At 56.7% G+C, this 24818-nt stretch carries 22 protein-coding genes; 5 read left to right on the top strand and 17 right to left on the bottom strand.

What is annotated here, in order from left to right; genetic code table 11:
- Positions 1-50 precede the first annotated feature (50 nt).
- Positions 51-1022 carry a hypothetical protein gene (locus BLP93_RS10535; protein ID WP_092121131.1) on the top strand — a complete coding sequence of 324 codons (972 nt, stop codon included), beginning with the start codon at positions 51-53 and terminating at the stop codon, positions 1020-1022.
- Between the two features lie 78 nt (positions 1023-1100).
- Here the strand turns inward: BLP93_RS10535 and BLP93_RS10530 are convergent, their stop codons facing one another.
- The gene (locus BLP93_RS10530; RefSeq protein WP_092121128.1) at positions 1101-2585 is read right to left on the bottom strand and encodes a DUF2779 domain-containing protein; all 1485 of its coding nucleotides are present in this window, start codon (positions 2583-2585) and stop codon (positions 1101-1103) included.
- 214 nt (positions 2586-2799) lie between these two features.
- Here BLP93_RS10530 and BLP93_RS10525 point away from each other — a divergent pair, with 214 nt between their 5' ends.
- The gene (locus BLP93_RS10525) at positions 2800-3801 is read left to right on the top strand and encodes a helix-turn-helix transcriptional regulator (RefSeq protein WP_092121125.1); all 1002 of its coding nucleotides are present in this window, start codon (positions 2800-2802) and stop codon (positions 3799-3801) included.
- Positions 3802-3960: 159 nt separating this feature from the next.
- Here BLP93_RS10525 and BLP93_RS10520 read toward each other — a convergent pair whose 3' ends face one another.
- From BLP93_RS10520 to nifH, 12 genes are all read right to left on the bottom strand, one after another.
- Positions 3961-4902, bottom strand: a complete 942-nt coding sequence (locus tag BLP93_RS10520) for an ADP-ribosylglycohydrolase family protein (RefSeq protein ID WP_092121122.1) — start codon at positions 4900-4902, stop codon at positions 3961-3963.
- A gap of 197 nt (positions 4903-5099) precedes the next feature.
- Positions 5100-5288, bottom strand: a complete 189-nt coding sequence (locus BLP93_RS10515; RefSeq protein WP_092121119.1) for a hypothetical protein — start codon at positions 5286-5288, stop codon at positions 5100-5102.
- Between the two features lie 220 nt (positions 5289-5508).
- Complete coding sequence (locus tag BLP93_RS10510; protein WP_208596621.1) at positions 5509-6786, bottom strand: radical SAM protein; 1278 nt, start codon at positions 6784-6786, stop codon at positions 5509-5511.
- Positions 6787-6874: 88 nt separating this feature from the next.
- On the bottom strand, positions 6875-8245 hold the full coding sequence (locus BLP93_RS10505; protein ID WP_092121113.1) for a nitrogenase component 1: 1371 nt from the start codon (positions 8243-8245) through the stop codon (positions 6875-6877).
- Positions 8242-9633 (bottom strand): nitrogenase iron-molybdenum cofactor biosynthesis protein NifE, encoded by a 1392-nt coding sequence (gene nifE, locus BLP93_RS10500; RefSeq protein WP_092121111.1) that lies wholly within the window; start codon positions 9631-9633, stop codon positions 8242-8244. The genes BLP93_RS10505 and nifE overlap by 4 nt, the downstream gene beginning before the upstream one ends.
- Positions 9634-9653: 20 nt before the next feature.
- Entirely contained in the window at positions 9654-10118 is a 465-nt protein-coding gene (locus BLP93_RS10495) for a GNAT family N-acetyltransferase (protein WP_139162977.1), read from the bottom strand.
- A 28-nt stretch (positions 10119-10146) separates the two neighbouring features.
- A complete protein-coding gene (locus BLP93_RS10490; RefSeq protein ID WP_208596620.1) occupies positions 10147-10446 on the bottom strand; it encodes a (2Fe-2S) ferredoxin domain-containing protein in 300 nt (99 codons plus the stop codon).
- Between the two features lie 83 nt (positions 10447-10529).
- Positions 10530-11909, bottom strand: coding sequence for a nitrogenase molybdenum-iron protein subunit beta (nifK, locus tag BLP93_RS10485; protein WP_092121105.1), 1380 nt, complete (start codon positions 11907-11909; stop codon positions 10530-10532).
- A gap of 152 nt (positions 11910-12061) precedes the next feature.
- Positions 12062-13705, bottom strand: coding sequence for a nitrogenase molybdenum-iron protein alpha chain (gene nifD, locus BLP93_RS10480; RefSeq protein WP_208596619.1), 1644 nt, complete (start codon positions 13703-13705; stop codon positions 12062-12064).
- 22 nt (positions 13706-13727) lie between these two features.
- On the bottom strand, positions 13728-14102 hold the full coding sequence (locus BLP93_RS10475; RefSeq protein ID WP_092121102.1) for a P-II family nitrogen regulator: 375 nt from the start codon (positions 14100-14102) through the stop codon (positions 13728-13730).
- Positions 14099-14458: a P-II family nitrogen regulator gene (locus BLP93_RS10470; protein WP_092121099.1), complete on the bottom strand. Its 360-nt coding sequence runs from the start codon at positions 14456-14458 to the stop codon at positions 14099-14101. The genes BLP93_RS10475 and BLP93_RS10470 overlap by 4 nt, the downstream gene beginning before the upstream one ends.
- A 59-nt stretch (positions 14459-14517) precedes the next feature.
- A complete protein-coding gene (nifH, locus tag BLP93_RS10465; protein ID WP_092121096.1) occupies positions 14518-15342 on the bottom strand; it encodes a nitrogenase iron protein in 825 nt (274 codons plus the stop codon).
- 599 nt (positions 15343-15941) lie between these two features.
- Between nifH and BLP93_RS10455 the strand changes: the two genes are divergently transcribed.
- The 3 genes from BLP93_RS10455 to BLP93_RS10445 all read left to right on the top strand — a co-directional run bounded on the left by BLP93_RS10455 (position 15942) and on the right by BLP93_RS10445 (position 20970).
- Positions 15942-17081 carry a LeuA family protein gene (locus BLP93_RS10455; RefSeq protein WP_092121090.1) on the top strand — a complete coding sequence of 380 codons (1140 nt, stop codon included), beginning with the start codon at positions 15942-15944 and terminating at the stop codon, positions 17079-17081.
- A 376-nt stretch (positions 17082-17457) separates the two neighbouring features.
- Positions 17458-19026, top strand: coding sequence for a sigma 54-interacting transcriptional regulator (locus tag BLP93_RS10450; protein WP_092121087.1), 1569 nt, complete (start codon positions 17458-17460; stop codon positions 19024-19026).
- Positions 19027-19644: 618 nt separating this feature from the next.
- Positions 19645-20970 carry a glutamine synthetase family protein gene (locus BLP93_RS10445; protein WP_244148719.1) on the top strand — a complete coding sequence of 442 codons (1326 nt, stop codon included), beginning with the start codon at positions 19645-19647 and terminating at the stop codon, positions 20968-20970.
- Positions 20971-21112: 142 nt separating this feature from the next.
- Here BLP93_RS10445 and BLP93_RS10440 read toward each other — a convergent pair whose 3' ends face one another.
- From BLP93_RS10440 to BLP93_RS17610, 4 genes are all read right to left on the bottom strand, one after another.
- A complete protein-coding gene (locus tag BLP93_RS10440) occupies positions 21113-22186 on the bottom strand; it encodes a KamA family radical SAM protein (protein ID WP_092121084.1) in 1074 nt (357 codons plus the stop codon).
- A 151-nt stretch (positions 22187-22337) separates the two neighbouring features.
- A complete protein-coding gene (locus tag BLP93_RS10435; protein ID WP_092121081.1) occupies positions 22338-23447 on the bottom strand; it encodes a sensor histidine kinase in 1110 nt (369 codons plus the stop codon).
- A 3-nt stretch (positions 23448-23450) separates the two neighbouring features.
- Complete coding sequence (locus BLP93_RS10430) at positions 23451-24086, bottom strand: cobalamin B12-binding domain-containing protein (protein ID WP_092121078.1); 636 nt, start codon at positions 24084-24086, stop codon at positions 23451-23453.
- 403 nt (positions 24087-24489) lie between these two features.
- Positions 24490-24588: an ATP-binding protein gene (locus BLP93_RS17610; protein WP_341844798.1), complete on the bottom strand. Its 99-nt coding sequence runs from the start codon at positions 24586-24588 to the stop codon at positions 24490-24492.
- Positions 24589-24818 lie beyond the last annotated feature (230 nt).

The following is a 24818-nucleotide window of genomic DNA, read 5'->3' as shown; positions in this document are numbered from 1 at the left end:
GTTTCACCGTGTTCTTCATGACGGGAACAACAACATTAAGGGGAGATCAAATGTGCGGATACTGCGTGGAGAAGGCGGCTTTGAATTTGATCGAGGAGGAGGTGCTTTACTCCAGGCCGTTGGAGGAAGAGGAGCTGGACGGAATTTTTGTGGGGATTATGGCCCAGGAGAGTCGCTATCCGTTGCATGTAGCGCAGATCGCCGAGGCTCGAGAGCTTCTTAGCGAAGTACTGTATGTATTGCACTGTCAGGGGATCGGGGAGCTACCGAGCCAGGCAACGCCGAAGCATCGCAATACGCTGACAGGGGCCGCGTTGGTCAAATATTATCATGATTATCGGCGGATGCTGGCCAAGAAATTTCCTGAACCGGAGCGCCTTGTCGAGATTTTGCCGCACCCTGATTGGGCTGTTTTGTATGGACCGGATCTGTTGTTCAGCGAATCCGACAGCCGGGCATTTTGCGATGGCCCTGACCTGGGAGGGCAGTGTGTCGGGCTGCTGGAGGAGTATCGGGATTGGTGGTTACAGGGAAAGGGATTGGAGGAAAATGGTCCTGATCAGCGTTGGGCCGAGACCAGGGTGCTTGATCCTTTGGAGGACGTTGCGGTCTCGGAGATCAATCGCTTTGCGCTCCTGTTTCCGGCCTTGTTCTTTGCGCTGCATCATCTCGCGTATCGCGGAACCCGTATGGATCTCTTAGCTGAGGTGGCCCTGACCGTCTCGCCGCGGACGCCGGGATTTCTCGGTTTGGACCTCTGGTTGCAGCGGCGGGCTCTGTCCATGATGATCCGCCGCGAAGGTCCGGATTTTTTGATGCGGAACCTGAACCGGGATTTGCGCGATGCGCTGGTGCGCCATGCTTTTCTTCGTCATGAGGCGGTCCGGGCGAACCGCGACACGATAATACGTCGTCTCCAGGAATTGTTGGCCCTGGAAGAGGGGCTGACGGAATTCCGCGATGACGCGCAAGCGACCATTGTATGGATGGCGACCTGGCCGGGCGGTGTGTACCAGCAGTGAGACATGTTACGCGCAAGGGACGTTAAAAAGTACAGGCAGGACTACGTCCAGCAACTCGGCATTTCGTATCTGCTTGGCTCAACCCTTCCCGCGCATCACCTCCACGATCCTCACCAAGCCCAACGTATCCAGGGCGCAGTACTTCACCAACGCCTTGCGCAGTTCCTCCCTGCGCGACGGAGTGGTTTTCGGGGCGATGGCTTCCAGGTAGGCATCCTGGGCTTGGCCTCCGTGCTGGACATCGGTCAGTTCGGCGTAACTCAGGTCCGGGGCCAGGCAGGGCAGGATGGATTTGAGGGACCAGCTTCCGAACATTTGGGGATGGTAGTAGTGTTCCCGCATGATGGGCAGGAGGTCCGTGATCCGGTCCAACAGGGCTTGCAAGGGGGCCTCCAGGTCGGGAAAGCGCCGGATCAGGCCTCGGATGATCATGGCCTCGAAATGGCCGTAGACGAAGATCGTGCCGGTCGTTCCGCTGGCGGCCAGCAGGGATTCGGCGAAGCCGCGCATGGGCGGTTGGCCAGTTAGGTCAAGGAATTCGAGGTGCCGTAGCGCGTTAGGGTCGGTGCTGGATGTATCCAGCACATGGCAGGACCATTGAAAGGGCAGTTGTTCGTAGGGGCGCGTGCCGACCCAGATGGGAACGGCGAACTGCATGGTTTCGAAGTCCAGAAAGTGCCAGGGGAAAGGAAGGGCGTTGAGAATCGCGGACGTGCCGGGAAGCCATTCCTCCTGGCCGGAGACGGTCACGCGGCGGACCCGCTCCCGAGTAGTGTTCTCCAGCCGTCCGGGTGGGATGTCCCGAATGTCCGCATGTCCTTCCTCAAGGAGTTGGGTGGACAGACCGGCCCGGAGTCTTGGCAGGCAGCTCAGTGGATATTCCGGCCTGTTATTGGGGGTGCAGAAGTCCTGGAACGGACAACCGAAAGGCGTATCGCACTGACCACCCATTTCCAGGTCGGGGATGGACCCGTGCAACGCGACTAGGCATTGACCGATCCATTCCTCGACCTGGGGCTGCATCTCCTTGATCTCGGCGGTCACGTCCTCGACCCGCAACAGTCCCGCGTAGTTCCCGCCGCCTGGATAGACAAAGGTATTGTCGATCACTGCCACCCGCATTTCACGAATCTCATGGCCGATCCCTCGCAGCACCCGGTACTGAATGGCGCAGTCCTGGTAGTGATAGTCCTTGACCTTGGTGGAGGACTTGACCTCGATCACCGTCAGACCGTCCTGGCCGTTTTGGGCGGGCAGGACGATGTCCGAACGCACCAGAATCCGGTCATGGGCAAAGGTGGCCTCGTAGATCGGCAAGGTGGAGAGGGCGAGGTGTTGGCTGGTCATGTCCAGGGCATGGCCGAAGCCCTGGTCCAGGCCGACAAGAACTCCGCCTGGGGCCAAGATCGAACATGCTATCTCGCCCACTCTCCAGCCGGTGGTCATCCTGGCCTGGGTCGACGGGTCGTACTCCAGAAGGTCCGGGCGATGCACCTCCAGCCAGAGCCGTTTCAAACATTGGATGCCGGAGATGATTTTTGACTTGGAGAGACGGTGGGTCATGGCGTGTCGTCCTCTTGCGTTGATTGTGGTGGTCAGGCCATAAACAAACCGTTCAGGCGCGACAAGATCACCGATAATACACCGCGACAGTCCCGAACACGGGCACACCTTCCCAAAAGCATGAGAAGTGAACCCATCAAGCAGAATACACCGATGGCATGGCGGTCAGGTTCAAAATCAATCCGCAAATTCCGAATGTATTACGAGGTGAGGCATGTCAGACAGAATGCATCAGATTGTCAAATTGCTCAGGGCCGTGGATCTCGTAGCCAGGGCGCAAGGGGCGACCATCAAGGATCTTGAGGAAGGCCTAGGAGTTAAACGGAGCAGTGTGTACCGCGAGATCCGTATACTGGAACAACTCGGCTTCCCGCTTTATACGGATCGACCGCAAGGTTCCCGGCAACAGCGCTGGTTGTTGGAGCCGGGATACGTCCAGCGCCTGCCGAACATCTCCCTCCCGGACGTGAGGATGACCGTCTCTGAGATGCTGGCCCTGTACATGGCCCTGAGCGAATCCTCCATCACGCGGAGCGCCGGGTTTGGCGAACGCCTGGATGGCCTGATGGTCAAGCTCAGGCATTGTTTCCCCGAGGAGATGACGGAGAAGCTGGGCCGGATTCAAACCTTGTTCGTGTTCACGAGCAAGTTCAGCAAGGACTATTCGACCAAGGAAGATATCATCGGCGACCTGTCCGAGGCCATGCTCCACCAGAATATCTGCTTGGTCCGATACCACGCCTTCAGCGAGGACAGGGTCAACCATTTCAAGATCGAACCCCTCCATTTTTTTGAGCATGCCGGCGGCCTGTATGCCTATGTCCGCACCCCGAAACACGGTGATGTGATCACTCTGGCCGTGGAGCGGATCATGGATTTGAAAGTTACTGACCAGGAATTCGAGTACCCAAAGGATTTCGATCCGCAAATGCGCTTGGCCCAAGCCTTTGGCGTGACCAGCGACAACGCCGTGTTTGTCCGCATCCGATTCAGCAAGGACCAAGCCCGTTACGTCAAGGAACGCAGATGGGCGGCGAAGCAGCGGATTGTTGAAAACGAGGACGGCTCCCTCGTGCTGGAAATGACCACTGCCGGACTTTGGGAGATAGCCCGTTGGGTACTTACTTGGGGCGGCGATGCGGAAGTATTGGAACCAGATGAACTGCGGGTAATGGTGGCAAACGAGGTGGGGGAACTGGCGGGAATATATCTGTAACTCGGCTCATCCGGGGTGGGTTCTGAGCTGCAATCCCCTATTGACTGCGCCACATGAGCCACGTGACGCGAGCCTGGAGCACGTTCATGAAATGAACTGATGATGATTAGAATCTTCGTGGCTATATTCAACTTCGAAGTACCCTTCAATTGTCTTGAATCAGCTCATTTCCAGCAGTTGTTCGGCAATCTCCAATGCATCCACCGGCCAGTACATTTCCGGGCGGGGTTGGTGAACCCCTGGTTTGCCGGCTTGCGGACGGCAGTCAAGGATGGTCGTTATCCATCTGTCCGGTACAGCTTTTCGGCCATGTACAGCACCCAGCAAGGCGCCGCAAATGGCGGCATTGGTGTCCGTGTCTCCGCCGCGGGACACGGTATCGATCACAGCTTCCTCCAGGGTCGGAGCGTTGACCAGTTGCCACAGGGCATTGCCGAAAGCGATCAGGACCCAGCCCTGCTGGCGGATGTAGTCCCGTGGCGGCATGTTGATGGATGCCTTGATCACCCGAAACAGTATCGGGTCCATGTCCATGTTCTGGGCCCATTCGAGCATGTCGGCGACCAGTTCCTTGGATCCGCTGCCGGTATTGACGGCCTGGGCAATGGCCATGGCGAACAGCGCGTTGACTTGCCGGCAGATGGGATGGGGGTGGGTCAGTTCCGCATCCTGGCGTGCCCAATCCGCCACCTGATCCAACTCGAATCCAGCGCCGAAGATGCCCAAAGGGCTTATCCGCATCATGGCCCCGTTGGCTTGACTGTCCGAATTTGGACGGCCTCCCAGGCCGGCACGGATAGTTGTGCCGCAGTCAAACGGGTTGGAGTTCAGCCAATCAACGTAGACCTGTTTCGCGGCCGAAGCATCATACGTGCCGTGAGAAATCAACATCCTGGCCAAACCCAGCGCCATCTCGGAATCATCCGTGGGTTGACCCGCGATGGTATTGAATGTGCCGCCATCCGCCATGTCACGTACCCCAGCAGGATAGGTTTTGCGAATTTGCTCCAATGACTGGAATTCCACTAGGCTGCCGAGAGCATCTCCGGACAACTGACCTAACAGACAGCCCTGAGCGCGTTCAATCCGTGCAATTTTCATCTACTGATACCCCGCCATAAGCGTATGAATTAAAAAATTAACCGTAACTATTCAGTACATGTGGTGTGATTGTCACCTGTACTGGATTCCGGCTTTCGCCGGAATGACGTAACGGAGCAAGCCTTTCCCAATTCAGTCATACCGGCGAAGGCCGGTATCCAGTTCGAATATTTCTCGGAAGAGCTGAGTAATTACAATTAACTCCGGTATTTCCAGAAGTCGTATTTCTTGGCCAACTGCTCCCGCTCATCATCCGGGAGAGCCAGAAAATACTTCTTCCATCCCGGACAGAAATTGATATGCCACCGCCAGAATCGTCCCAGCCAGGATTTCCGATTCCGGTCGTACTTGGCCCTGAACGAACATTGAGAGCAGTCTCCAGCCATCGTGTTCCTCCCATGCAGGTTTATTTTGAACGTCAACAATTTCTTCGATCAGCCGGAAACCCGAATACCTGTTCTGTCCAGCGTTTTGATGCTGTTTCTGAATGGATGAGCCTTGAAGCGAACAGCAAAAAAAGGAGCGATCCGTAGTGGATCGCTCCTTATTCGTGCTTGCATGGCAGGTCAACTCAACACATCGTTACGCGCTATCCGGCGGCAGGGTTCATCCGCATCCGCCGCCGTCGCCGGTGCAGCCCATGGCCTTGCAGGTTTTGCCTTCCCGGCGGTGCTTGAAGGCGTTGACGTTTCCGCCTTTGTAGACCGCCGTCAGTCCTTCCTGAATGAATCCGCTCATTTCCAGGGGGTTTATGCCTTCCTCGCTGAGGATGGCCATGGGCGTATCACCGACACCCGAGACCAGAACGGACCGGCAGTCCTTGAGAGTTCGCGCGAGGTCGTACCAGCGCCTGGCTCCGCTGCCTTTGGGAGGAGCCTCGCGGACCTCGACCATGGTGAAGGCGCCGTTCTGCTCCGCCCAGATCTGAAAGGAAGACGCCTCTCCCAGGTGCTGGTTGATGAGCACTCCTTCCATGGAGGCCACGGCGACATACGGTCTGTCCGTGGTCTGCATCGGCGGCAGGGTCTTGGAGCAGGCGCTCAGGCAGGATGCGAACTCGGCGGACTTGTCCTGGTCCAGAAGCCCCACGGCATCAGCCCGGCAGCGTTTGCAGTGCCGCATCTGGGGCAGGTATTTTTCGGCCTTGGTACGAATCTGCTCGATTTCTTCCTTGCCCGGCTCGGGGATGTCTTCGAAAATCGTTTCCGCGGCAGGGAAGAGGGGCATGCAATTCAGCAGATCCACGCCCAGATCGCGCATCTTGGCCGCGATGGCCTCCACGTGATGGTCGTTGATGCCGGGTGTGATAATGGTATTCACCTTGACGATGATGCCCCGTTCCTTGAGTCCAGCGATGACCGCCTGCTGGCGTTCCCACATTACCTTGGCCGCTTCCAGGCCGCGATAGAGCACCTTGCCGTCCCTGACCCAGGCATAGAATTTCCGGCCGATTTCCGGATCCACCGCATTCACGGTGATGGTCATGTGGGTGACGCCGTATTTTTTCAAATCATCCAGGTAGGGCAAAACACCAAGGCCGTTGCTGGAAAGGCAGAACAGCATCTGTGGAAAACGCTCCCGGATCAGGCGGAGTGTTTTCAGCGTTTCCTTGGGGTTGGCAAAGGGATCGCCCGGCCCCGCAATGCCGACAACAGTTATGCGCGGGTCCTTCTCCAGGATGCGGGTCAGATATTCCAGGGCCTGATGCGGCTTGAGCACCCCGGAGGTGACGCCGGGACGTGATTCGTTCACGCAGTCGTATTTCCGGTTGCAGTAGTTGCACATGATGTTGCATTTGGGCGCCACGGGAAGGTGCACGCGGCCGCATTCGCCCTTGGCCTTGACGTTGAAGCATGGATGCTTTGCGGTGTCTGGAGCGCTCATGATTGATCCTTATTATTTTTTGAGAATCCAGGGGTCAGAAACATCCCATGACGCGATCCTGAATTCCGAAATGCTGTCCCATTTTGTCTCAGATATATCCGTATCCCACCGGCGAATCGTCCTGTTTCTTCTCGATCAGCGCGTTCACGATCATGTCGTAGATGTTGAGTGCGCCCCGGTATCCTAAATGCAAAATTCGCTGGGAGCCGAAGCGGTCGTGGATGGGGAAACCCACGCGGATCAGGGGGATGTTTCGGGCTCTGGCCAGTTCCCGGTAGCCTTTGCTGTTGCCGATTACCAAATCCGGTTCCAGGGACTGGGCCTGCTCCACGATCTGGTAGAAATCGACGCCGTCGCGCACCAGAGGCGGCTCACCGGGAAATTCCGCGGTCACGGCATGCACCGCGCTCTTCAGCAGCCCGGATTCGCCGCCGGAGGCCGCCAGTACCGGCTTGATGCCGATTTCGCTCAGAAAGGAGGTCAGGCCGACGACCAGATCTTCCTCGCCGTAGACGACGGCCTTTTTGCCGGCAATGTACTTGTGTCCGTCCACCATGGCGTCCAGAAGTCGGCCGCGTTCCAGAGCATACCTTCTGGGCGTGGCGCAACCGGACAATTTCTCGAGGGTGGTGAACAGGGCGTCGCTTTCCCGCAGTCCGATGGGCAGGCCCAGGGAGTGCAGCGCGACACCGTATTTTTCTTCCAGAAGACGTCCGGCACTGAGTTCTGGTTTGATCGCCCTGCCGAACTCGATGCTCGCCGCGGCGCCGGGCATTTTTCGAACCCTTTCCACAGGCGTCCCGCCACCGGGAATGTTCTGGTAGTCCTCCAGGGCAGGGCCATCCAGGGTTTCGGAATAATCCGGCAGAATCGTCGCGGACAGTCCGGCATGCAGAAAGATGTCCTGCAAATGGCGGATGTCTTCCGGGGAGATGAAGCCGGAAAAAATGTTGATCGAGGGATGTCTGTCCGTTTTCGGTTCGGCCAACTGATCGACCATGGCCCGCACCGTGGCATGAAATCCTTCCATGTGCGATCCTCCATAGGAGGGTGTGCTGACGTGAACCAGGGCGGGCATGCTGCCGTTGCACCCGGCCTGATATTCCTTCTTGAATTCGTGGAGTATTGTCGGCACGTCGTCGCCGATGGTTTCGGTCAGGCAGGTTGTGGCAATACCCACGGCCGGAGCATGATATTTCCGGATTACGTTCAGGATGCCCTGCATCAGGTTCGCCTTGCCGCCGTACACGGCGTCCTTCTCGCCCAGACTGGAGGAAGCGATGTCCATGGGCTCGCGGAAATGGCTGATGATGTAGCGCCGCATATAGGTGGCGCAGCCCTGGGAACCGTGCAGAAACGGGACGCATCCTTCCAGGCCCTTGAACGCCACGGCCGCGCCCAGCGGAGTGCAGAGCTTGCAGGCATTGGTGGTGGAGACAAACGATTCGGTGGTTTTCATGATGCGCATTCCTCTTTGCTGGTTCCCGTGCTGATGGGGGCCTTGAGCCTTCTGGGAGTGAATTTCCAGACCGGGCTGGTCACGGTGGCGTGGACCTCTCTGGCAAAGTTGTACATGCCCAGAAATCCCTCCAGTGCTTCCTTGCGCTCGTGGTTGTGGTCGCAGAACCCCACTCCCAGCTTGTAGGCGATGGGGCGTTCCTTGACGCCGCCCACGAAGATGTCCACGTCCTTTTCCTTGATGAACGCCGACAGTTCCAGGGGATTGGTGTCGTCCACGATGATCGTGCCTTCGTCCGTGATTTCGGCCAGTTCCTGGTAATCCTCCTCGGTCCCGGTCTGGGAGCCGACCATGACCACCTGCATGCCCAGATGGCGGAAGGATTTGATCAACGAAAAGGCCTTGAACGCTCCACCGACGTAAATGGCCGCTTTCTTGCCCTCCAGGTCCTTGCGGAATTCCTGCAGGCGCGGATACAGCGCGCTCAGTTCCTCACGGACCAGTTCACTTGTCCGGGCCATGATTTCCGGGTCCTTGTCCGCGAAGAACTTGGCCACATCGTACAGGGCGTCGGACATGTCCTCGATGCCGAAATAGGAGACCCGCAGGGACGGGATGCCGTATTTCTCCTTCATCATCCTGGCCAGATCCATGGTTGCGCCGGAACACTGGACCAGGTTCAAGGCGGCGCCGTGCGCCCGGCGGACATCGGCCACCCGGCCGTCCCCGGTGATGTTGGCCACCACCTCGACGCCCATTCGCTTCAGGTAGTCCTGAATGATCCAGATCTCGCCGGCCAGGTTGAAGTCGCCGAGGATGTTGACGCTCAAGGGGGAGATGTCCGATGCGTCGCCGGTTCCCACCAGCCGGAACATGGCCTCGCAGGCAGCCAGGTAGCCCTCGCGCTTGTTGCCCTTGAATCCCTCGGACTGCACGGGAATGATCGGAATTCCCGTTTCCGCCTCCACCTTCTTGCACACGGCCTTGAGATCGTCGCCGATGATGCCCACGATGCAGGTGGAGTAGACAAACGCCGCATTGGGCTTGTGCAGGTCGATCAGCTCGATCAGGGCCTGATATAATTTTTTTTCGCCGCCGAAGATGACGTCCTTTTCCCGGAGGTCCGTGGAAAAGCTGAGCCGGTGCAACTCGGGCCCCGAAGACAGGGCGCCGCGAATGTCCCAGGTATAGACCGCGCAGCCGATGGGCCCGTGCACCAGATGCAGGGCGTCGGCAATGGGATAGAGCACGACCCGGGATCCGCAGAACACGCACGCTCTCTGGCTCACGGCTCCGGCCAGACTGCTCTTGTTGCAGGAAATGGAAAACGGTTCCGTTCCCTTGCGATGGATCTGTTCTTTTCGTTCTTCGAAGATCACGGGTTCCATGGTTTTACCCTATAATCGGTTCAGGATGGGTCGCCTTCTTTGCGCAGGCAGATCAGCTTCGTTGAGTTCCAGCCCCTGAGCCGGTAGAAATTCAAGGCCGGGACATTGTCCGCGTCCGCCAGGAGTTGCAGGCGCGAAAGCCCTATTTCCGCGGCAGATTCTTCCAGGGCCCGCATCAGCATGGCCCCGATGCCGCGCCCTCGCCATGGGGCAGCCACCACCACGTCCTCCACCAATCCCACCTGACCGCCCTGGGCCGTGGAGACGAGAATCTGCAGCGAGCACATGCCGATGACCTTGCCGTCCTCCACGGCCACGAGAATGCGGCGTGAGACCGGATCCCGCAGCATCAGGGCGAGCCCCTGATGCTGCAGGGCGGGGTCGGGCCGAAAGTCGGCTTCAATGGCGAACAATTCTCCCAGCAACGCGACCATTTCCGGAATGTCTCCAGGGATTGCGGTTCTGATCGTCACGGGGCTGGTCATGATATCGATTCTCCGGGCAAGTTTCCGGCTACAGCAGGTATTCTTCCGCCGGCCGGCCTTCTTCCAGGCCGTCCAGAACAGCGTCCACGGCATCTTCACTGTCGATTTTGCCGAACCACCATCCTTCCGGATAGACAACCATGACCGGTCCGTTTTCGCACTGCTTCAGGCAGCCAGTGCTGGTCACCAGTACGTCCAGGTTGCGGTCCAGGATTTCCTCATCGATATAGGGCAGCAGGTCGATGGTGCTTTTGTGGCAGACGCCCTTGGGTTCGCCCTTGGTCCGGAAACTGGCGCAGACGAACAGGTGATGTTTCGGTTTTTCCACAATTTTGCTCCTTTATCACGATATATGCGAAATCAGATACGGGGGGCACCCCGCAAGGGTTGCCCCTGCCGATCACGTAATTGTTAGAATGCCAGTTCAAATTTTTCCTCGTCGGCATCCCGGTCGATGCGGGTCAGCAGGGCGTCCAGGATCTTTTCCAGCAGCCGCAGGCCGCCCTTGTAGCCAACCGTGGGAAAGTACTGATGACCCACCCGGTCCAGGATCGGGAATCCGTGGCGGATCAGCGGGATGTCCTCGTCCCGGGCAATGTACTTGCAGTAGGTGTTGCCGATGAGCAGATCCACCGGATCGTTCTTGATCCACTGGTGCAGCAGGAACATGTCGCCGTGGGCCTTGACGTTGACCGGAAACGGGCTGTCGGCCGTAATTTCTTTGATTCGGGCCTCGAACTTCTTGCCCGGCGTGCCCGTGACGATGTGCACCGGGCACATGTCGATGGAGGTCAGGAATTCGGTCAGGGCGATGATCTGGTCCGGGTCCCCCGTCAGGGCCACCTTCTTGTGATAGAAGTACTGGTGCATGTCCGAGATCATATCCACCAGCTGGCCTCGTTCGTGGGTGATCAAGTCCGTGACGTGGCGACCGGAAATCAGGCGCAGGGCGTCGATGAACCGGTCCGTGGCCTTCAAACCGATGGGCAGGTCCAGGATTTTGCAGGGCACCTTGAATTCGGTGTCCAGGAATTTGGCCCCGTCAGCGGAAGCCCATTCACCCAGAGCCAGGGTGCCCACGGAGTCCCCGGTGGAACGCAATTTCTCGGTGGTCGTGCCGCCCTCGGGAAACATTTTGTATTCGCCGGTCAGAGGGCCGTTGAGCACTCCCGAGGTGTCCGGAACAACGATGGTCTTGACCCCCATGGCGCCGGCCAGTCGTTTGACTTCCTCCATATCCGAAGGCTCCACGAAGCCGGGAATGATGTTCACCTTGCCGTTTTTCTTGCCGGTCTTGACGGCAAAGCCTTTCAGGATTCCCTTGACCATGTTCGAGAAGCCCGTGACATGAGAACCCACATAACTGGGGGTGGCGGCGCTGACGACATGTTTGCCTTCGGGAATCTTGCCTTCCTGGCGGGCTTTTTCCGTAATCTGCGGCACGTCGTCCCCGATGGTCTCGGACAGGCAGGTGGTGTGCACGGCGATCACGTCCGGCTCGTACACCGTGAAAATATTGTTGATGGCCTGGAGCAGATTGGCCTGGCCGCCGAAGACGGAAGCACCTTCCGTGAACGAGCTTGTGGCCGCGGAAACCGGCTCCCTGTAGTGCCGGGTCAGGGCGCTGCGATGATAGGCGCAGCAACCCTGGGAACCGTGACTGTGGGGCAGGCAGCCGTGAACCCCCAGGGCCGCGTACATGGCCCCCACCGGCTGGCAGGTCTTGGCCGGATTGATGGACAGCGCGGAGCGCTCCTTGATTTCAGTCGGCGTATGTCGAAGCAGCGTCATAGTATTCCTCTCTTTATCCTTTCGCTGTCATGCCACGGATAACAAATGTTTGATTCTCCAACTCCCAAATCCAACTTCTGAATTCCAAACTTCCGAATCCCGATCCCTTACCCCTTACCTCTGACCCTCTGACCTCTGACCTCCGACCTCCATCACTCCCAAACATACGTCGCGGACAGTTCCGGCTTTTCCTGCCAGGGCGCCTTGAGGTAGGACCAGACTTTGCTGTTCACCATGCGGTCGATGTCATGGTAGAAGTTCACCGCGCCCTTGAATCCGGCATACGGTCCGCCGATGTCGTAGTTGTGGAGCTGTTTCAGCGGGATGCCCAGCTTCTGGACGGAATACTTTTCCTTGATCCCGGCGCAGAAGATGTCCGGTTTCATGATTTCGATCAGCTTCTCAGCCTCGTACTGGTTCAGGTCGTCGATCACCAGGGACTTGTTCTCCATGTCCGGGATCATTCCGGCGTATTCCTTGAACTTGAATCCCTCTTCATCGAGCTTTTTCAGCTCTTCATCGGTCTTGCGCGGATTGTAGTCTTTGGTGCACGGCTCGACTTCCAGCTCCTCGATGTTCCGGCTGTCCGCGTCGATCTTGATGTCCGGTATGACGTGCCGGCCCTCGTAGTCGTCGCGGTGGGCGAACTCGTAGCCCGCGGAAATGGTCCGCATCCCGATTTCGTTGAACAACTCCTGGTAGTGGTGGGCACGGGAACCGCCCACGAAGAGCATGGCCGTCTTGCCTTCGGTTCGGGAGCGGACATCGTCCATGACCTGCCTCACCTCCGGCATTTCCTCGGCGATCACGGCTTCCACGCGCTCGGTCAGCTTTGGCGAATCGAAATACTGGGCGATCTTGCGCAGGGATTTGGCCGTGGCCTCGGCGCCGATGAAATTCACCTTGATCCAGGGAATCCCGTACTTGCTCTCCATCATCTCGGCCACGTAGTTGATGGAGCGGTGGCACATGACCGTGTTCAGGTCCGCGGTGTGGGACGTGGCGAACTGGTCGTAGGTGGAGTTGCCGCTGAAGGTGGAGACCACGGTGATCCCGCACTTGTCCATGATCCGGTCGATCTCGAAGCCGTCTCCGCCGATGTTGTATTCGCCCAGCAGGTTGATCTTGAACTCGCCGACCTTGATTTCTTCCTTGGTACCGACCACGTGCTTGAAGATCTGGTTGTTGGCGATGTGGTGGCCCGCGGACTGGCTGACGCCCTTGTACCCTTCGCAGCTGAACCCGAAGACGTTGATGCCCAGTTCCTCCTTCATTTCCCTGGCCACGGCGTGCACATCGTCGCCGATCAGGCCCACGGGGCAGGTGGAGAAGATGGCGATGGCCTTGGGATGGAACAGCTCGTAGGCTTCCTTGATGGCCTGCTTAAGCTTCTTTTCCCCGCCGAAGACGATGTCGTTCTCGTTCATGTCCGTGGAAAAGGCGTAGGGCATGAAGTTTTCATCGGCATCCGTTTCGGTGTGGGTCTGATTGCGCCGGGTCAACCAGGAGTAGAACCCGCAGCCGATGGGGCCATGGGTGATGTTCACGATGTCCCGGGTCGGGCCGAGAATGACGCCCTTGCAACCGGCGTAGGTGCAGCCGCGCATGGTGATGATGCCGGGAATGGTGCGGACGTTGGCGCCCATTTCCGGAGTGGACGCGCCTTCCGCTTCCTTGACCATGATCTGTTTGGCCCGCTTCCTGGCCACCTTGGTCGGATATTTTTTCAACAGATCCTGCACCAGATCGGCGGGATCCATCTGAACGACTTTTTTCTTCTTTGTAATGGTGCTCATGCTTCCTCCAGCTTGGCCGACTTTAGTCGATGGATTTTGCGCCTCGCTCACCGGTGCGGACCCGGACCGAGTCGAACACCGGAGCGACGAATATTTTTCCGTCACCGGGCTTGCCGGTCCTGTTCACTTCCATGATCGTCGTCACCACGTCTTCCACCTGGGTGTCTTCAACCACGACGGTAAAGACGCGCTTGGGATACAGCCTGCCTTTTTCGCCCAACAACTCGGCGGCCTCTTCGTAGCCCTTGGCCGCTCCCTGGAGCAGTGCCGAGTTGATCAGCCCCTTGCCCCGGCCCTGGGCCTCCAGGGCGAAGAATGCCGGAACGCCCGCCTCGGCCAGGGCTTCCTTGGTCTTGTTGACCATGTTCATCCGGATGACCGCGGTTATTTCCTTCATACCCCGACCCCCTTCAGGTTCGCCCCTTCGGTCTCCTTGATTCCGGAACTGATGGTGTACATTTCCTCCACCGGGCTGAGAAAAATCTTGCCGTCGCCGAAGGCGCCCTTATCACCGGAGCGGGCGGCTTCCATGATCGTCTTGACCACGAAATCCTTGTCGTTCTCACCCACCACGCTCAACAGCAGCACCTTGGGAATCTCGTCGTAGGTGATCTCCCCGATCTTGATGCCGCGCTGCTTGCCGCGACCGGCCACTGAAAACTTCGTCACCGCCGGATACCCGGCATCCATCAGCGCCTTCAAAACACCATCCGCCTTTTCGGGCCGCACTATCGCCCTGACCATGATCAACATCGTTGGTTCTCCTTTGAATTGCGTGTTGTTCGACTTGCAGTTCGCCCAGAAATCGCTTGTTAATTGGCGATTCCGTAATCGATGAGCAGCTTTTCCAGTTCATCGATCTCCAGGGGTTTGGGGACCACGAACATGTCGTTGCCGTCGACCTTCTTGGCCAGGGTTCGATATTCATCGGCCTGGGAATGCTTAGGATCGAAGTCGATGACCGTCTTGCGGTTGATTTCGGCCCGCTGCACCATGTTGTCCCTGGGCACGAAGTGGATCATCTGGGATCCCAACCGCTTGGCCAGCTGCACGATCATTTCCCGCTCATTGTCCACATTACGGCTGTTGCAGATCAGTCCACCCAACCGCACGCCACCTGCCTCGGCGAATTTGACGATGCCCTTGCAGATGTTGTTGGCCGCGTACATGGCCATCATTTCCCCCGATACGACGATGTAGATCTCCTGAGCCTTGCCCTCGCGAATGGGCATTGCGAAACCGCCGCAGACCACGTCGCCCAGAACGTCGTAAAAAACGTAGTCCAGGTTCTTGTCTTCCTTGTACGCGCCAAGCTGCTCCAGCAAATTGATGCTGGTGATAATGCCCCGGCCGGCGCAGCCGACACCGGGCTCGGGACCTCCGGACTCCGTGCAGAGGGTCCCACCGAATCCTCCAAGGAGAACATCTTCCAGCTCCACGTCCTCGCCTTCTTCACGTAGGGTGTCCAAGACCGTACGCTGATGCAGACCGTGCAGCAGCAACCGTGTGGAGTCCGCCTTGGGATCGCATCCCACGATCATCACCTTGCGTCCCATTTCAGCGAGAGCGGCGACGGTATTCTGTGTTGTCGTGGATTTTCCGATTCCGCCCTTTCCATAAATGGCAACCTTGCGCATGCGTTCCTCCCGAATTGAAGTGTTGAGATGGAAGGCGTAGGGCAAGGAGCGTGCCACTGTTGAAATCACGTTTGAAAATTCAAGTTATTGTTTATAATTATAAATAATTAAATGACTTCTTTGGCCAGGTTTGAGGGGTGTTTATTCTTTGCGAGGACACGACAAGAATGAATGACAAATTTGTATGATGGTGCAAAAAGGAATGTATGGTTGTCAGGGGCGGGGGGGGCGGAAAAGGCAGAAGATGATTTTCGCGCTGGGAGATTTGGCTTCACCGGCGCTTCACGGGCGGGCCGAAAGCAGCTCCTGGCGCCATGGAGTCTCAACCGAGTCTCAGTTGGCACTGAAGATGCTTCAACTGTGCAAGGACTGTCCGCAGATCACACTAGGTAATCTGCGAATAAAAATTCAAATTTTCGTTCAATTCACGAATAGCCAGCGCATGCTCCTGGTCGAAATCAAAATCGCAATCGCAATCGAAATCGTAATCGAAGAAACAAATAGATAACGAAACTCGCAATACGATTACGATTTCGATATCGATTTCGATTGCGATTTCATTCCTGATAACAATGCCAATTGGAATAAAGGAAGGAAAAATGCTTATCGACAGCACCTTGCGCGAGGGAGCGCAGATGTTCGGAGTATACTTCACGGAAGAGTTGCGCCGGCGCATCCTGACAGGACTTGTGCGGGCCCGGGTGGATGAAGTCGAAATCGGCTGGGTCGGTCAGGAGGGGCTGCCGGAGTTGCTTCGTCATGCGCGTCGGATTGATCCTGACGAACGGACGTCCTTGACGGTCTGGTCGCCGCTGCGCTCCAGAGACCTGCGGGCTTTGGCCGAGCAGGGCGTGCGGAGAGTTCATTTCGGCGTTCCGGTGTCGGATGCGCATATTGAAAAGCGGCTGAGCCTGGACCGGGCCGGACTTCTGGATCGTCTGCAGCGAGTCCTTGAGGAGTCGGTCTCCTTGCCGTTCGAATTTCTGAGCATCGGCCTGGAAGACGTTTCCCGGGCTGATCGAGAGTTTGCCCTGGAAGCGGCAAAAGTGGTGCAGGAATGTGGAGGCCACAGGGTCCGTCTTTCGGATACCGTTGGTCTGCTCATGCCTCTGGAAACGGCGGAGTTGGTGGGACTGTTCGTTGACCGGACTAGGCTGGAGGTGGGCTTTCACGGCCATAATGATTTTGGAATGGCCACGGCCAACGCGATCACCGCATTGGCCGCCGGAGCGCACTGCGTGGACGTTTCGGCTCTGGGCATCGGGGAGCGTGCCGGAATCGCGGCCCTGGAAGAAGTCAGCGCTCACCTCAATGTTCGGGGGAGGGCCGGGTATGATCAATTTGAAATCCTCAACCTCGCCCGAATGGTCGGCGAAGCAGCCCGTATTCCCATTGCCCGCAACAAGGTCCTCCTGGGGCAGGACATTTTCGCCTGCGAATCCGGCCTGCATCTGCATGGCTTGGCCGCGGACCCTGCACTGTTTGAGCCTTTTGCACCTGAGGGCATCGGGGCTCATCGGAAAACAGCCGTGGGAATGAAATCCGGTACCGCGGCAGTGTCCGCGGCAATCCGTCGGCTCGGCATCATCCTGCCGCGCCGGGATGTCGAGGAACTTGGCAACCATGTCCGGACTCTCTCCGGTCAGCTCGCCAGGCCGCTGCGGGATGAGGAACTCCTGTTGCTGGCTTCTTCAAGGAATGAACATCAAGATGGTCAGTTCACAATCATCATCAACTAACACTACAGCGAAACTTCGATTTCCCTACGAAAGGCCAGGGCAGCCCTCGGAACACGGAAAAACACGGATTCGAACGTATCGAAGAACGTTTCGAGGGTAATGGGCGGCCTTTGCTGGGAACGCGAGGCTCTGCACTCGCAGTTCTTGAAGAGCGGGTACGGAGCCCCGTGTTCCCGGGGCTTTGCCTGGACGATGAAAAATAAATTTCGCTATAGAGCAAAGGCGGATGTTTAACAAATTGGTAAATATTATTTTTTGTTTTGCTCATTTTGTCGGAGAGATCTCAGGATGTGATGAACAAGATAATAATTAACTTTTAAAAATAATGTATTTAATAGATATACATAAATGGAATAGTTCTTGCGTTAAGCAGGACATGAACCCAGACACCAGAGATCTCAAACTGCATGTCCTTTCCAGCATCTGTGAGATAATCGCCCATCTGCCGGATCTGGAAAACATCTTGTTGGAAGTTTTGCGCATCATGTCGGACAACTTGAGCATGAAACGGGCAACCGTGACGCTCCTGGACCGCAAGACCGGGATGCTCTTCATTACCGCGTCCCATGGGCTGACGCCGGAAGAAATGCGGCGCGGAGTCTATCGTTTGGACGAGGGGGTCACTGGACGGATATTCCAGACGGGCAAGCCGTATGCCGTCCCGGATATTCGCAAAGAACCCCTGTTCCTGAACAAAACCCAGTCCAGGACCCTGGAAAAACAGCACCTGACCTTCATCGGCGTGCCCATCACCCTCCAGGGTATTCCCATCGGCGTCTTGAACGTGGACCGGCTGTTTGGAGACCATGTCTCCACCCAGGAAGACATCGAGTTTTTGCAGGTCGTGGCCGTGCTCATTGCCCAGTTCGTCAGCCTGAACGAGCAGTTCCAGAACCTGCGGGCGGAGAACGCCTCGCTGCGGTACAAGGTCTCCAAGGGGACGGACGGTCCCTATATTGTCGGACGCAGCTCGGCCATGCAGGAAGTTCAGCGGCAAATTCAGCGGGTCGCGCCGACCAAGGCCACTGTCCTGCTGCAGGGAGAATCCGGGACCGGAAAGACGTTGATCGGCCGGATCATCCATGATCTTTCGGAGCGCAAAAAGTTTCCGTTCATCAAGGTCAACTGCGCCTCGATTCCGGAAAACCTGCTTGAATCGGAACTGTTCGGCTTTGAGAAAGGGGCGTTCACCGGGGCCATGGCCGCCAAGCCCGGCAAATTCGAGGAAGCTGACAACGGGAGCATCTTTCTGGATGAAATCGGCGAGCTGCCCCTGGGACTGCAGGCCAAGCTGTTGCGGTTTATCCAGGAGAAGGAATTCGAGCGCCTGGGCAGCAACAAGACCCGCAGGGTGGATGTGCGTATTCTGGCCGCCACGAACAAGGATCTGGAGGCGTTGTCCAACCAGGGGGCCTTTCGGCCGGATCTGTTCTACCGGTTAAACGTTTTTCCGATCCATACTCCCGCGCTCCGGGAGCGCAAGGAGGATATCGAAGGCCTGCTGATCCACTTTCTGCGCAAGGTCAGCCGGGAGTATAACCGGGAAATCCATTTTTCCATCGACGCTCTTGAACTGCTGAAGGCCCATGACTGGCCAGGAAACGTTCGGGAGATGGAAAACCTGATCGAGCGTTTGGTGATCCTCAGCGAGCAGGATCGTATCCAGCCGGAGCTGATCGAACCTTTTCTCGGTTCCCGGCCGTCAACGCGGACGGACAGCCCTTCAGCTTCAGGGACAGCTCAGGCCGTGGATAAGCCGGCCCTGCTCCGAGAGATGGAAAAACGTGAAATCATTGCCGCTCTGGGTCGCAATGGCTGGGTCCAGGCCAGGGCGGCCAAGGAGCTTGGGCTGAGCCAGCGACAGATGGGCTACAAGATCAGCAAGTTTGATCTGGATGCCATGGTTTCGGTCCAGAGAGTCAGGTCTAGAAAGAATAAGTCGTGAGTTGGGAAACGGCTGGCGAAATTGGTTGATGATCGAATCGCGGGACGATCCGGTTCTCCAATAATTCTCTCAGTTCGCATCCAGGATCTCTCAGGTTTTGGGCGTCAGATCCCGCAGTTGGTAGGGCTTGTCGATATACCCCCAGCGTCCTGGAGCAGGACGTTTTTGCCATGATTGGCAATAAAGGCGATGGTAATGAGAATACGTACTGCCGGGTAGTGCCGCAGAAGTTTCTCCACGCAATTTGACTGCATACCTGAAGGATTCCAGCGCTTCCCTCGTCAATTCCCTCAGTTCCAAAAAATTCAGCGTAAACATTGACAGCATCGAATACAGCTGGTCAGTATTGATCCAGGCGCTCAGACCATGTCGTTTCGGCTTGGCAAGGTAGATTGCTCGGCGTGGTTTGATCGGTATTTTGCTATGATTGCAGCCCAACGCTCTTGGCAATGGTCGATGAATGAATCCTGGCTCAGTCAAATATGCGAGTCCGCAAAATCAAGGCAAGCCGGACCATTTTTCGACTTATGATCAGAATTTGCTGAATAATTACAAAGTTTCGTTCAATAAGAGAACACCATTTGCAAACATAGATCACAATCGTCTCAGGAGGGGAGCGTGAACCAGGAAGATTCAATTGTCATCGCGAATTCAGGTGAGAGGTACACTGATGTTGAATTCATCAAGATCTTTTTTACTGATCTCAATGGTCGGCTCAGGACGTTGATCATCAACCCGGAATACATGGAGCGGATCATCGACAAAGGCGTGGGATTCGACGGCAGTTCCATCGCCGGCATCACCACGGTGGACGATAGTGACCGGCTGCTTCTCCCGGTTCCGGAGAGTTACCGCGTTCTTGAATTCGCCAATGAGCGAATCGGCTTTTGCATCGCCAAGATCATGAATCTTCTGGGTGGGCGTGCGCACTCCGATCCCCGGGCCGTCCTGGAGCGCACGCTGGAAAAGGCGGAACAAGAGTTCGGAGTGCGGTTTCAGGTTGCCCCGGAGCATGAGTTTTTTCTTCTGAAAAGCGATGATTTCTCGAAGAACATTCATTCCGACAAGGCGGGATATTTTCATTCGGACCCGCATGACAAGGGCGGCGAAGTTCGCAACGAGATTATTCGAACCCTCAAACGATGCGGAATCCGCCATGAAAAGACGCATCACGAGGTAACTGCTTCCCAGCACGAGATAAACCTTGAACATACCGACGCCCTGTCCGCCGCCGACAGAACGGTCCTGTTCAACTATGTCGCCGAACGGGTCGCCGCCGAACACGGCATGTACATGACCTTGATGCCCAAGCCTTTCGACGGCCAGAATCGCAGCGCATTTCACATGCATATCTCCATGTGGGACGGGGATGGGGCGAATCTGTTCTACGATGCCGACGACGAGCACATGCTGAGTCGCCAGGCACGACAGTTTATCGGGGGGATACTGAAGTACGCTCGGCAGACCTCGATCGTCATGGCGTCGACCTACAACTCCTACAAGGCCTACGTTGCGGAACGGGAGGCTCCCATGGTTGTCGGCTGGGGGATCAAGAACCGCAGTTCGATGGTGCGACTGCCGTACTGTACGGACGCGCAAAGCATGCGCCTGGAACTGCGCAGCCCGGATCCTTCGGGAAACGTCTATCTGCAAATGGCCGCCCTGATCGAGATGGGAATCCAGGGGATCAGGGAAGGGATCGAGTGCGGTGCGCCGGACATGGGATGCGTGTACCGCAATTATCAGGAATGTCGGGTCTGGGATGAACGATTCCTGCCCCGGAGCATGTACGAGGCCCTGGTTGAGGCGGAGCGGAGCGAATTTTTACGCAAGCTCCTGGGCGAAAGCATCTACAAGCATTACATGTGCTTGAAAATCGCGAGCTGGGAGGAACACCGCACCCATGTCACGCCGAGGGAACTCGGAAATTACCTGATGATTTGAGAGGTGATTCACCGGGCTCCCGCAAGGGGGGCAAACGGGAAAAGAGTTGAAAAACATAGGGGCGCCCCTTGCGGGCGCCCTTGTTTTATTTTCGAAGAAAGGAACGGCCTATCGTGGCCAATTTGCTTTCTCCGGGATGGGATTACTCAGATATGGTCGGCCAGGGGGTTGTCTTGCCCTGGTAATTGCGCAGAGTGTATTCCTTTTCGTTCTTGGCCTGGATGTAGTAGTCGGGCATGAGGGGGATCTTGCCGATTCTCGTGGCGATTACGTACATGGGTTGCGCCAGGCCGGTGGTATGGCCGCGAATGGCGTCGCGGATCAATTCCGCGCCTTTTTCCACGGGCGTCCGGAAATGGTCGATTCCCGGCGCGGGCTCGCAATAAAATACATAATACGGTCGTATCCGGACGGTCAGCAGCTTTTGATGCAGTTCGCGGAAGGTCTCGACATCGTCGTTGATGCCCTTGAGCAGCACAGCCTGGTTGCCTACGTTCACGCCGCAGGTCAGAAGATCGTAGATCCCCTGTGCGGTCAGATCCGTGATTTCCCGAGGGTGGTTGCATTGGGTGTTGATCCAGATGGGAATGTCATGCCGTCCTGAGAGCACCTTCCTCAACCCATTGGTAATGCGGTGGGGAAGGACAATGGGGGTGCGGGTGCCGAAGCGGATCATTTGCAGGTGGGGCATTTCCCGCAGCTTGCGGATCAGATAGTCCAGCTTATCGTCGGAGAGCAGAAACGGATCCCCTCCGGTGATCAAGACGTCCCGCACCTCAGGATGTTCCCGGATCCAGTCCAGACCTTCCTCGACATCGAATCGCAGCTTCAATTCCTGATCGACCACCAGTTCCTTGCGGAAGCAGTGTCGGCAGTAATTGGCGCAGACGTCTGTGACCGTAAAAGCCACCCGGTCCGTGTACTGCCTGGCAATGGAGTCCGGCCGGACTTCATCCGTGTTTCTGTTTTCTTTCCAGATGAGATAATTGGGGATGCCGTACTTGTTTTGCTGTTCCTGGATGCTGGGAACGACCTGTCGCCGAATCGGGCAATTCGGGTCGTCCCTGTCCATCAGTCCGGCAAAATACGGGGTCGTGCCCCAGCGAGTCGGCATTTCCGTGATGGCCTGTTCCTCCTGTTCCGTCACGTTGATATGCCGTTTAAGTCTCTCAAGAGTATGTACAAAGTCTTGCAGTTGTTCCTGCCAAAGCTCCATGCCGTACCTCCGCTGTAACCAAGGCCCGCGAGGCCCAGGGGTCGTCAGATGCGGCTGTTTCCGCAATTCACATATCAAAGCTGATAGTCTGCCCCAAAAAAAGGCACTCATCAACCTTGAATTTTCGGAATAGCAGTGGAGGAGGGAGGCCTTACGGCAACGGCAGGGAAAAGAAGAAGGTCGAGCCTTTGCCCACTTCGCTTCGGATCCAGATCTTGCCCAGATGTCCGAGAATGATCTTGCGCACGATGGCCAATCCCAGCCCTGTGCATTTTTCACCGTCGGTGCTGCGAACGCTGGTCTTGGAGAAGGGCTGGAAAAGCTTGTGCAGTTCCGCATCTGGTATGCCTGGGCCCTGGTCAGTCACGGACACCGTGGCGTGATCCCCGCTTTGCAATATATTGACCTTGATCGTTGTTCCTGAAGCGGAGAATTTTATGGCGTTGGAGATCAGGTTGCTGAGGACCTGCTCGATTTTCATGGCATCCATGACAACCGGCGGCAGTTTCTCGTAATGATGGAAGTGGATTTGGATATTTTTTCTGTCCGCCAGAACCTGATTCAGCGCCACGTTTTTTCTGATCAGTTCAATAAGATCCGTGGGTTGCAGGTGCAGGTCCAGCTTGCCGGCCTCGATTTTGGCAAAATCCAGCAGGTCGTCCAGCAGGGAGAGCATGAACCGGCTGGAGGAATGAATCAGGGTCAGGAACTGCAAGTGTTCCGGGCTGAGTTCCTGGCCGGTTTCATCCAGCAAGAAGCAGCTCAGATTCAGGATCGCGCCGATGGGGTTGCGCATGTCGTGGGCGGCCATGCCCAGGAGCTGGTTTTTGAGATCGTTGAGTCTCGCCAGTTCGGCATTGGATTTTTGCAGTTGCCTGTTCAGGTTGGTGAAGTCGTTGTTCAACCGTACCATGCTCTGTTGCAGATGCTCTACTTCCTGGCTGTTCTGCTCGCCCAGAACCAGGACTTCGTCTCCCTGTTCCTTGAAGTGGAAGTAGAAGGTCTGGGGCAGACCCGTGTGGGAGGGCAGATTGAGCCGGTGGGGATCGGTGGATTTAACCGCCTCCGGCACCGAGAAGGAATTCGTGAAGTCAACCAGCAGGTCGGTGAAACGGATTCCGGCGAGAGGTCGCCCCACCAGGTTTTCCGTGTAGGCATTGGTCTTGAGAATGCGTTCTTCCCTGTCCAGGACCATCATAATGATGGAGGCGTCCTGAAAGATGAAATCCGCCAATGCCTGTTCCAGGGGCATATCAGCCATCCATCAGGCCTCAGCGATATAGTCTTGAAGATGGGTCAGCGACGAGACGAGCTCCACTCGGTCGTGCTGCCGTTCTATGTCCATTCCTTGCCAGCGGAAGGCCTGGCCGCCGACAATCACCGGAAGATCCGGGAAATCCGTCCGAATTCTGTCCACGATTGCATGGAGGCTGGACATGTTGTGGGAGATGCTCAAGGACAATCCCACCAGATCGGGTTGCTTGTCGGCAATCATTTTCAGCAGCGCGTCCACCGGCGTGTTCGCGCCCAGGAAGTATCCGTCCCAGCCGTGCAGTTCAAGAATGTCCGCGACCATCTTGCCGCCAATTTGATGGTATTCATTGGCGACACAGGAAATGATCGCCTTTTTTCCGTTGTGCTCGGCGGAGAAGATAATCGGATAGACCAGGGACAGAAGGCTTTCCGTGACGGATGTTGCCAAATGCTCCACAGCCACGGAAATCTTGTTCTCTTCCCACAAATTGCCCACATCATACATGGAGCGCTGGAACAGGTCGAGATACAAGTCCTGGACGGGAATGTTCCGCTCCAGCAGATCTTCCACCATGCCGCTGCAGTGTTGTCTGTTTCCGGCCAGCAGGCCTTGCAGGTAGTTGTCGTAGAATTCACTGGTGATCATGTCGCACTCTCACTACCAAACGGCGGTTGTGTGTCAGTCTAAATCAGGTCAATTATGGTGAATTTAATTCAAGGATTGCCGTTAGGTCAATGATTATTTCACACCGCCTGATGTTCAGCCGCGTCCGTCTTGGTCTGCACCGCGGCTTTGGGAGCACCGCATCCCAGTGCGCAACGTCTCATCCGGGAGAGTCAGAACATGGGTGATGTGTTGGAATCAGCATCCCGGTGCTATATGCTTTTTCCGGCGTAGATACGTGCCGCACTGGGGTGCGGCGATCTCACAAGTTCAACCGTCTGAAGCGTTCGTTTCGTATCATCAGGTGTCTGCCTCAGCACCGAGCAGGTGGCGGGCAGCACTGAAAGCCGAATTTCAGGGTGAGTAGCGACTCTTTCGAAATGCGTTACGCGAGAGGCAAGGTAAAACGAAAGACGCTTTCTTTTCCGGGAGCGCTTTCGGCCCAGATCATCCCTCCGTGCCTTTCAACGAACTCCTTGCACAGAAACAGTGGTAGTAGACAGAGGATGGTATGCAGAGGACAGAAGTCGGAAGTCAGAGGTCGGAAGGTCAGAGGTGGAAGGTAGAGAAACAGTAGTGGGGTTGATAGTAGCTTCTCGAAATTTCGGGCAGTCTATCATGGATAGCGATAACGCGCGCCAGATGAGGGTCACCCGCGCGGGCGGACGCTCAAATACGGATGGTCCGTAGCATCGCGGCCATCCCAGGGCGACC

It is taken from the genome of Desulfonatronum thiosulfatophilum (genome assembly GCF_900104215.1).
GTDB lineage: Bacteria > Desulfobacterota > Desulfovibrionia > Desulfovibrionales > Desulfonatronaceae > Desulfonatronum > Desulfonatronum thiosulfatophilum.
The sequence above is the reverse complement of the archived record's forward strand: the minus strand, read 5'-3'. Positions and strand labels throughout refer to the sequence as shown.

Excerpts from the sequence above, each read along its gene's own strand:
- BLP93_RS10535 (WP_092121131.1), top strand. The coding sequence starts at position 51 with ATGTGCGGATACTGCGTGGAGAAGGCGGCTTTGAATTTGATCGAGGAG.
- BLP93_RS10530 (WP_092121128.1), bottom strand. The coding sequence starts at position 2,585 with ATGACCCACCGTCTCTCCAAGTCAAAAATCATCTCCGGCATCCAATGT.
- BLP93_RS10525 (WP_092121125.1), top strand. The coding sequence starts at position 2,800 with ATGTCAGACAGAATGCATCAGATTGTCAAATTGCTCAGGGCCGTGGAT.
- BLP93_RS10520 (WP_092121122.1), bottom strand. The coding sequence starts at position 4,902 with ATGAAAATTGCACGGATTGAACGCGCTCAGGGCTGTCTGTTAGGTCAG.
- BLP93_RS10515 (WP_092121119.1), bottom strand. The coding sequence starts at position 5,288 with ATGGCTGGAGACTGCTCTCAATGTTCGTTCAGGGCCAAGTACGACCGG.
- BLP93_RS10510 (WP_208596621.1), bottom strand. The coding sequence starts at position 6,786 with ATGAGCGCTCCAGACACCGCAAAGCATCCATGCTTCAACGTCAAGGCC.
- BLP93_RS10505 (WP_092121113.1), bottom strand. The coding sequence starts at position 8,245 with ATGAAAACCACCGAATCGTTTGTCTCCACCACCAATGCCTGCAAGCTC.
- nifE (WP_092121111.1), bottom strand. The coding sequence starts at position 9,633 with ATGGAACCCGTGATCTTCGAAGAACGAAAAGAACAGATCCATCGCAAG.
- BLP93_RS10495 (WP_139162977.1), bottom strand. The coding sequence starts at position 10,118 with ATGACCAGCCCCGTGACGATCAGAACCGCAATCCCTGGAGACATTCCG.
- nifK (WP_092121105.1), bottom strand. The coding sequence starts at position 11,909 with ATGACGCTGCTTCGACATACGCCGACTGAAATCAAGGAGCGCTCCGCG.
- nifD (WP_208596619.1), bottom strand. The coding sequence starts at position 13,705 with ATGAGCACCATTACAAAGAAGAAAAAAGTCGTTCAGATGGATCCCGCC.
- BLP93_RS10475 (WP_092121102.1), bottom strand. The coding sequence starts at position 14,102 with ATGAAGGAAATAACCGCGGTCATCCGGATGAACATGGTCAACAAGACC.
- BLP93_RS10470 (WP_092121099.1), bottom strand. The coding sequence starts at position 14,458 with ATGTTGATCATGGTCAGGGCGATAGTGCGGCCCGAAAAGGCGGATGGT.
- nifH (WP_092121096.1), bottom strand. The coding sequence starts at position 15,342 with ATGCGCAAGGTTGCCATTTATGGAAAGGGCGGAATCGGAAAATCCACG.
- BLP93_RS10455 (WP_092121090.1), top strand. The coding sequence starts at position 15,942 with ATGCTTATCGACAGCACCTTGCGCGAGGGAGCGCAGATGTTCGGAGTA.
- BLP93_RS10450 (WP_092121087.1), top strand. The coding sequence starts at position 17,458 with ATGAACCCAGACACCAGAGATCTCAAACTGCATGTCCTTTCCAGCATC.
- BLP93_RS10440 (WP_092121084.1), bottom strand. The coding sequence starts at position 22,186 with ATGGAGCTTTGGCAGGAACAACTGCAAGACTTTGTACATACTCTTGAG.
- BLP93_RS10435 (WP_092121081.1), bottom strand. The coding sequence starts at position 23,447 with ATGGCTGATATGCCCCTGGAACAGGCATTGGCGGATTTCATCTTTCAG.
- BLP93_RS10430 (WP_092121078.1), bottom strand. The coding sequence starts at position 24,086 with ATGATCACCAGTGAATTCTACGACAACTACCTGCAAGGCCTGCTGGCC.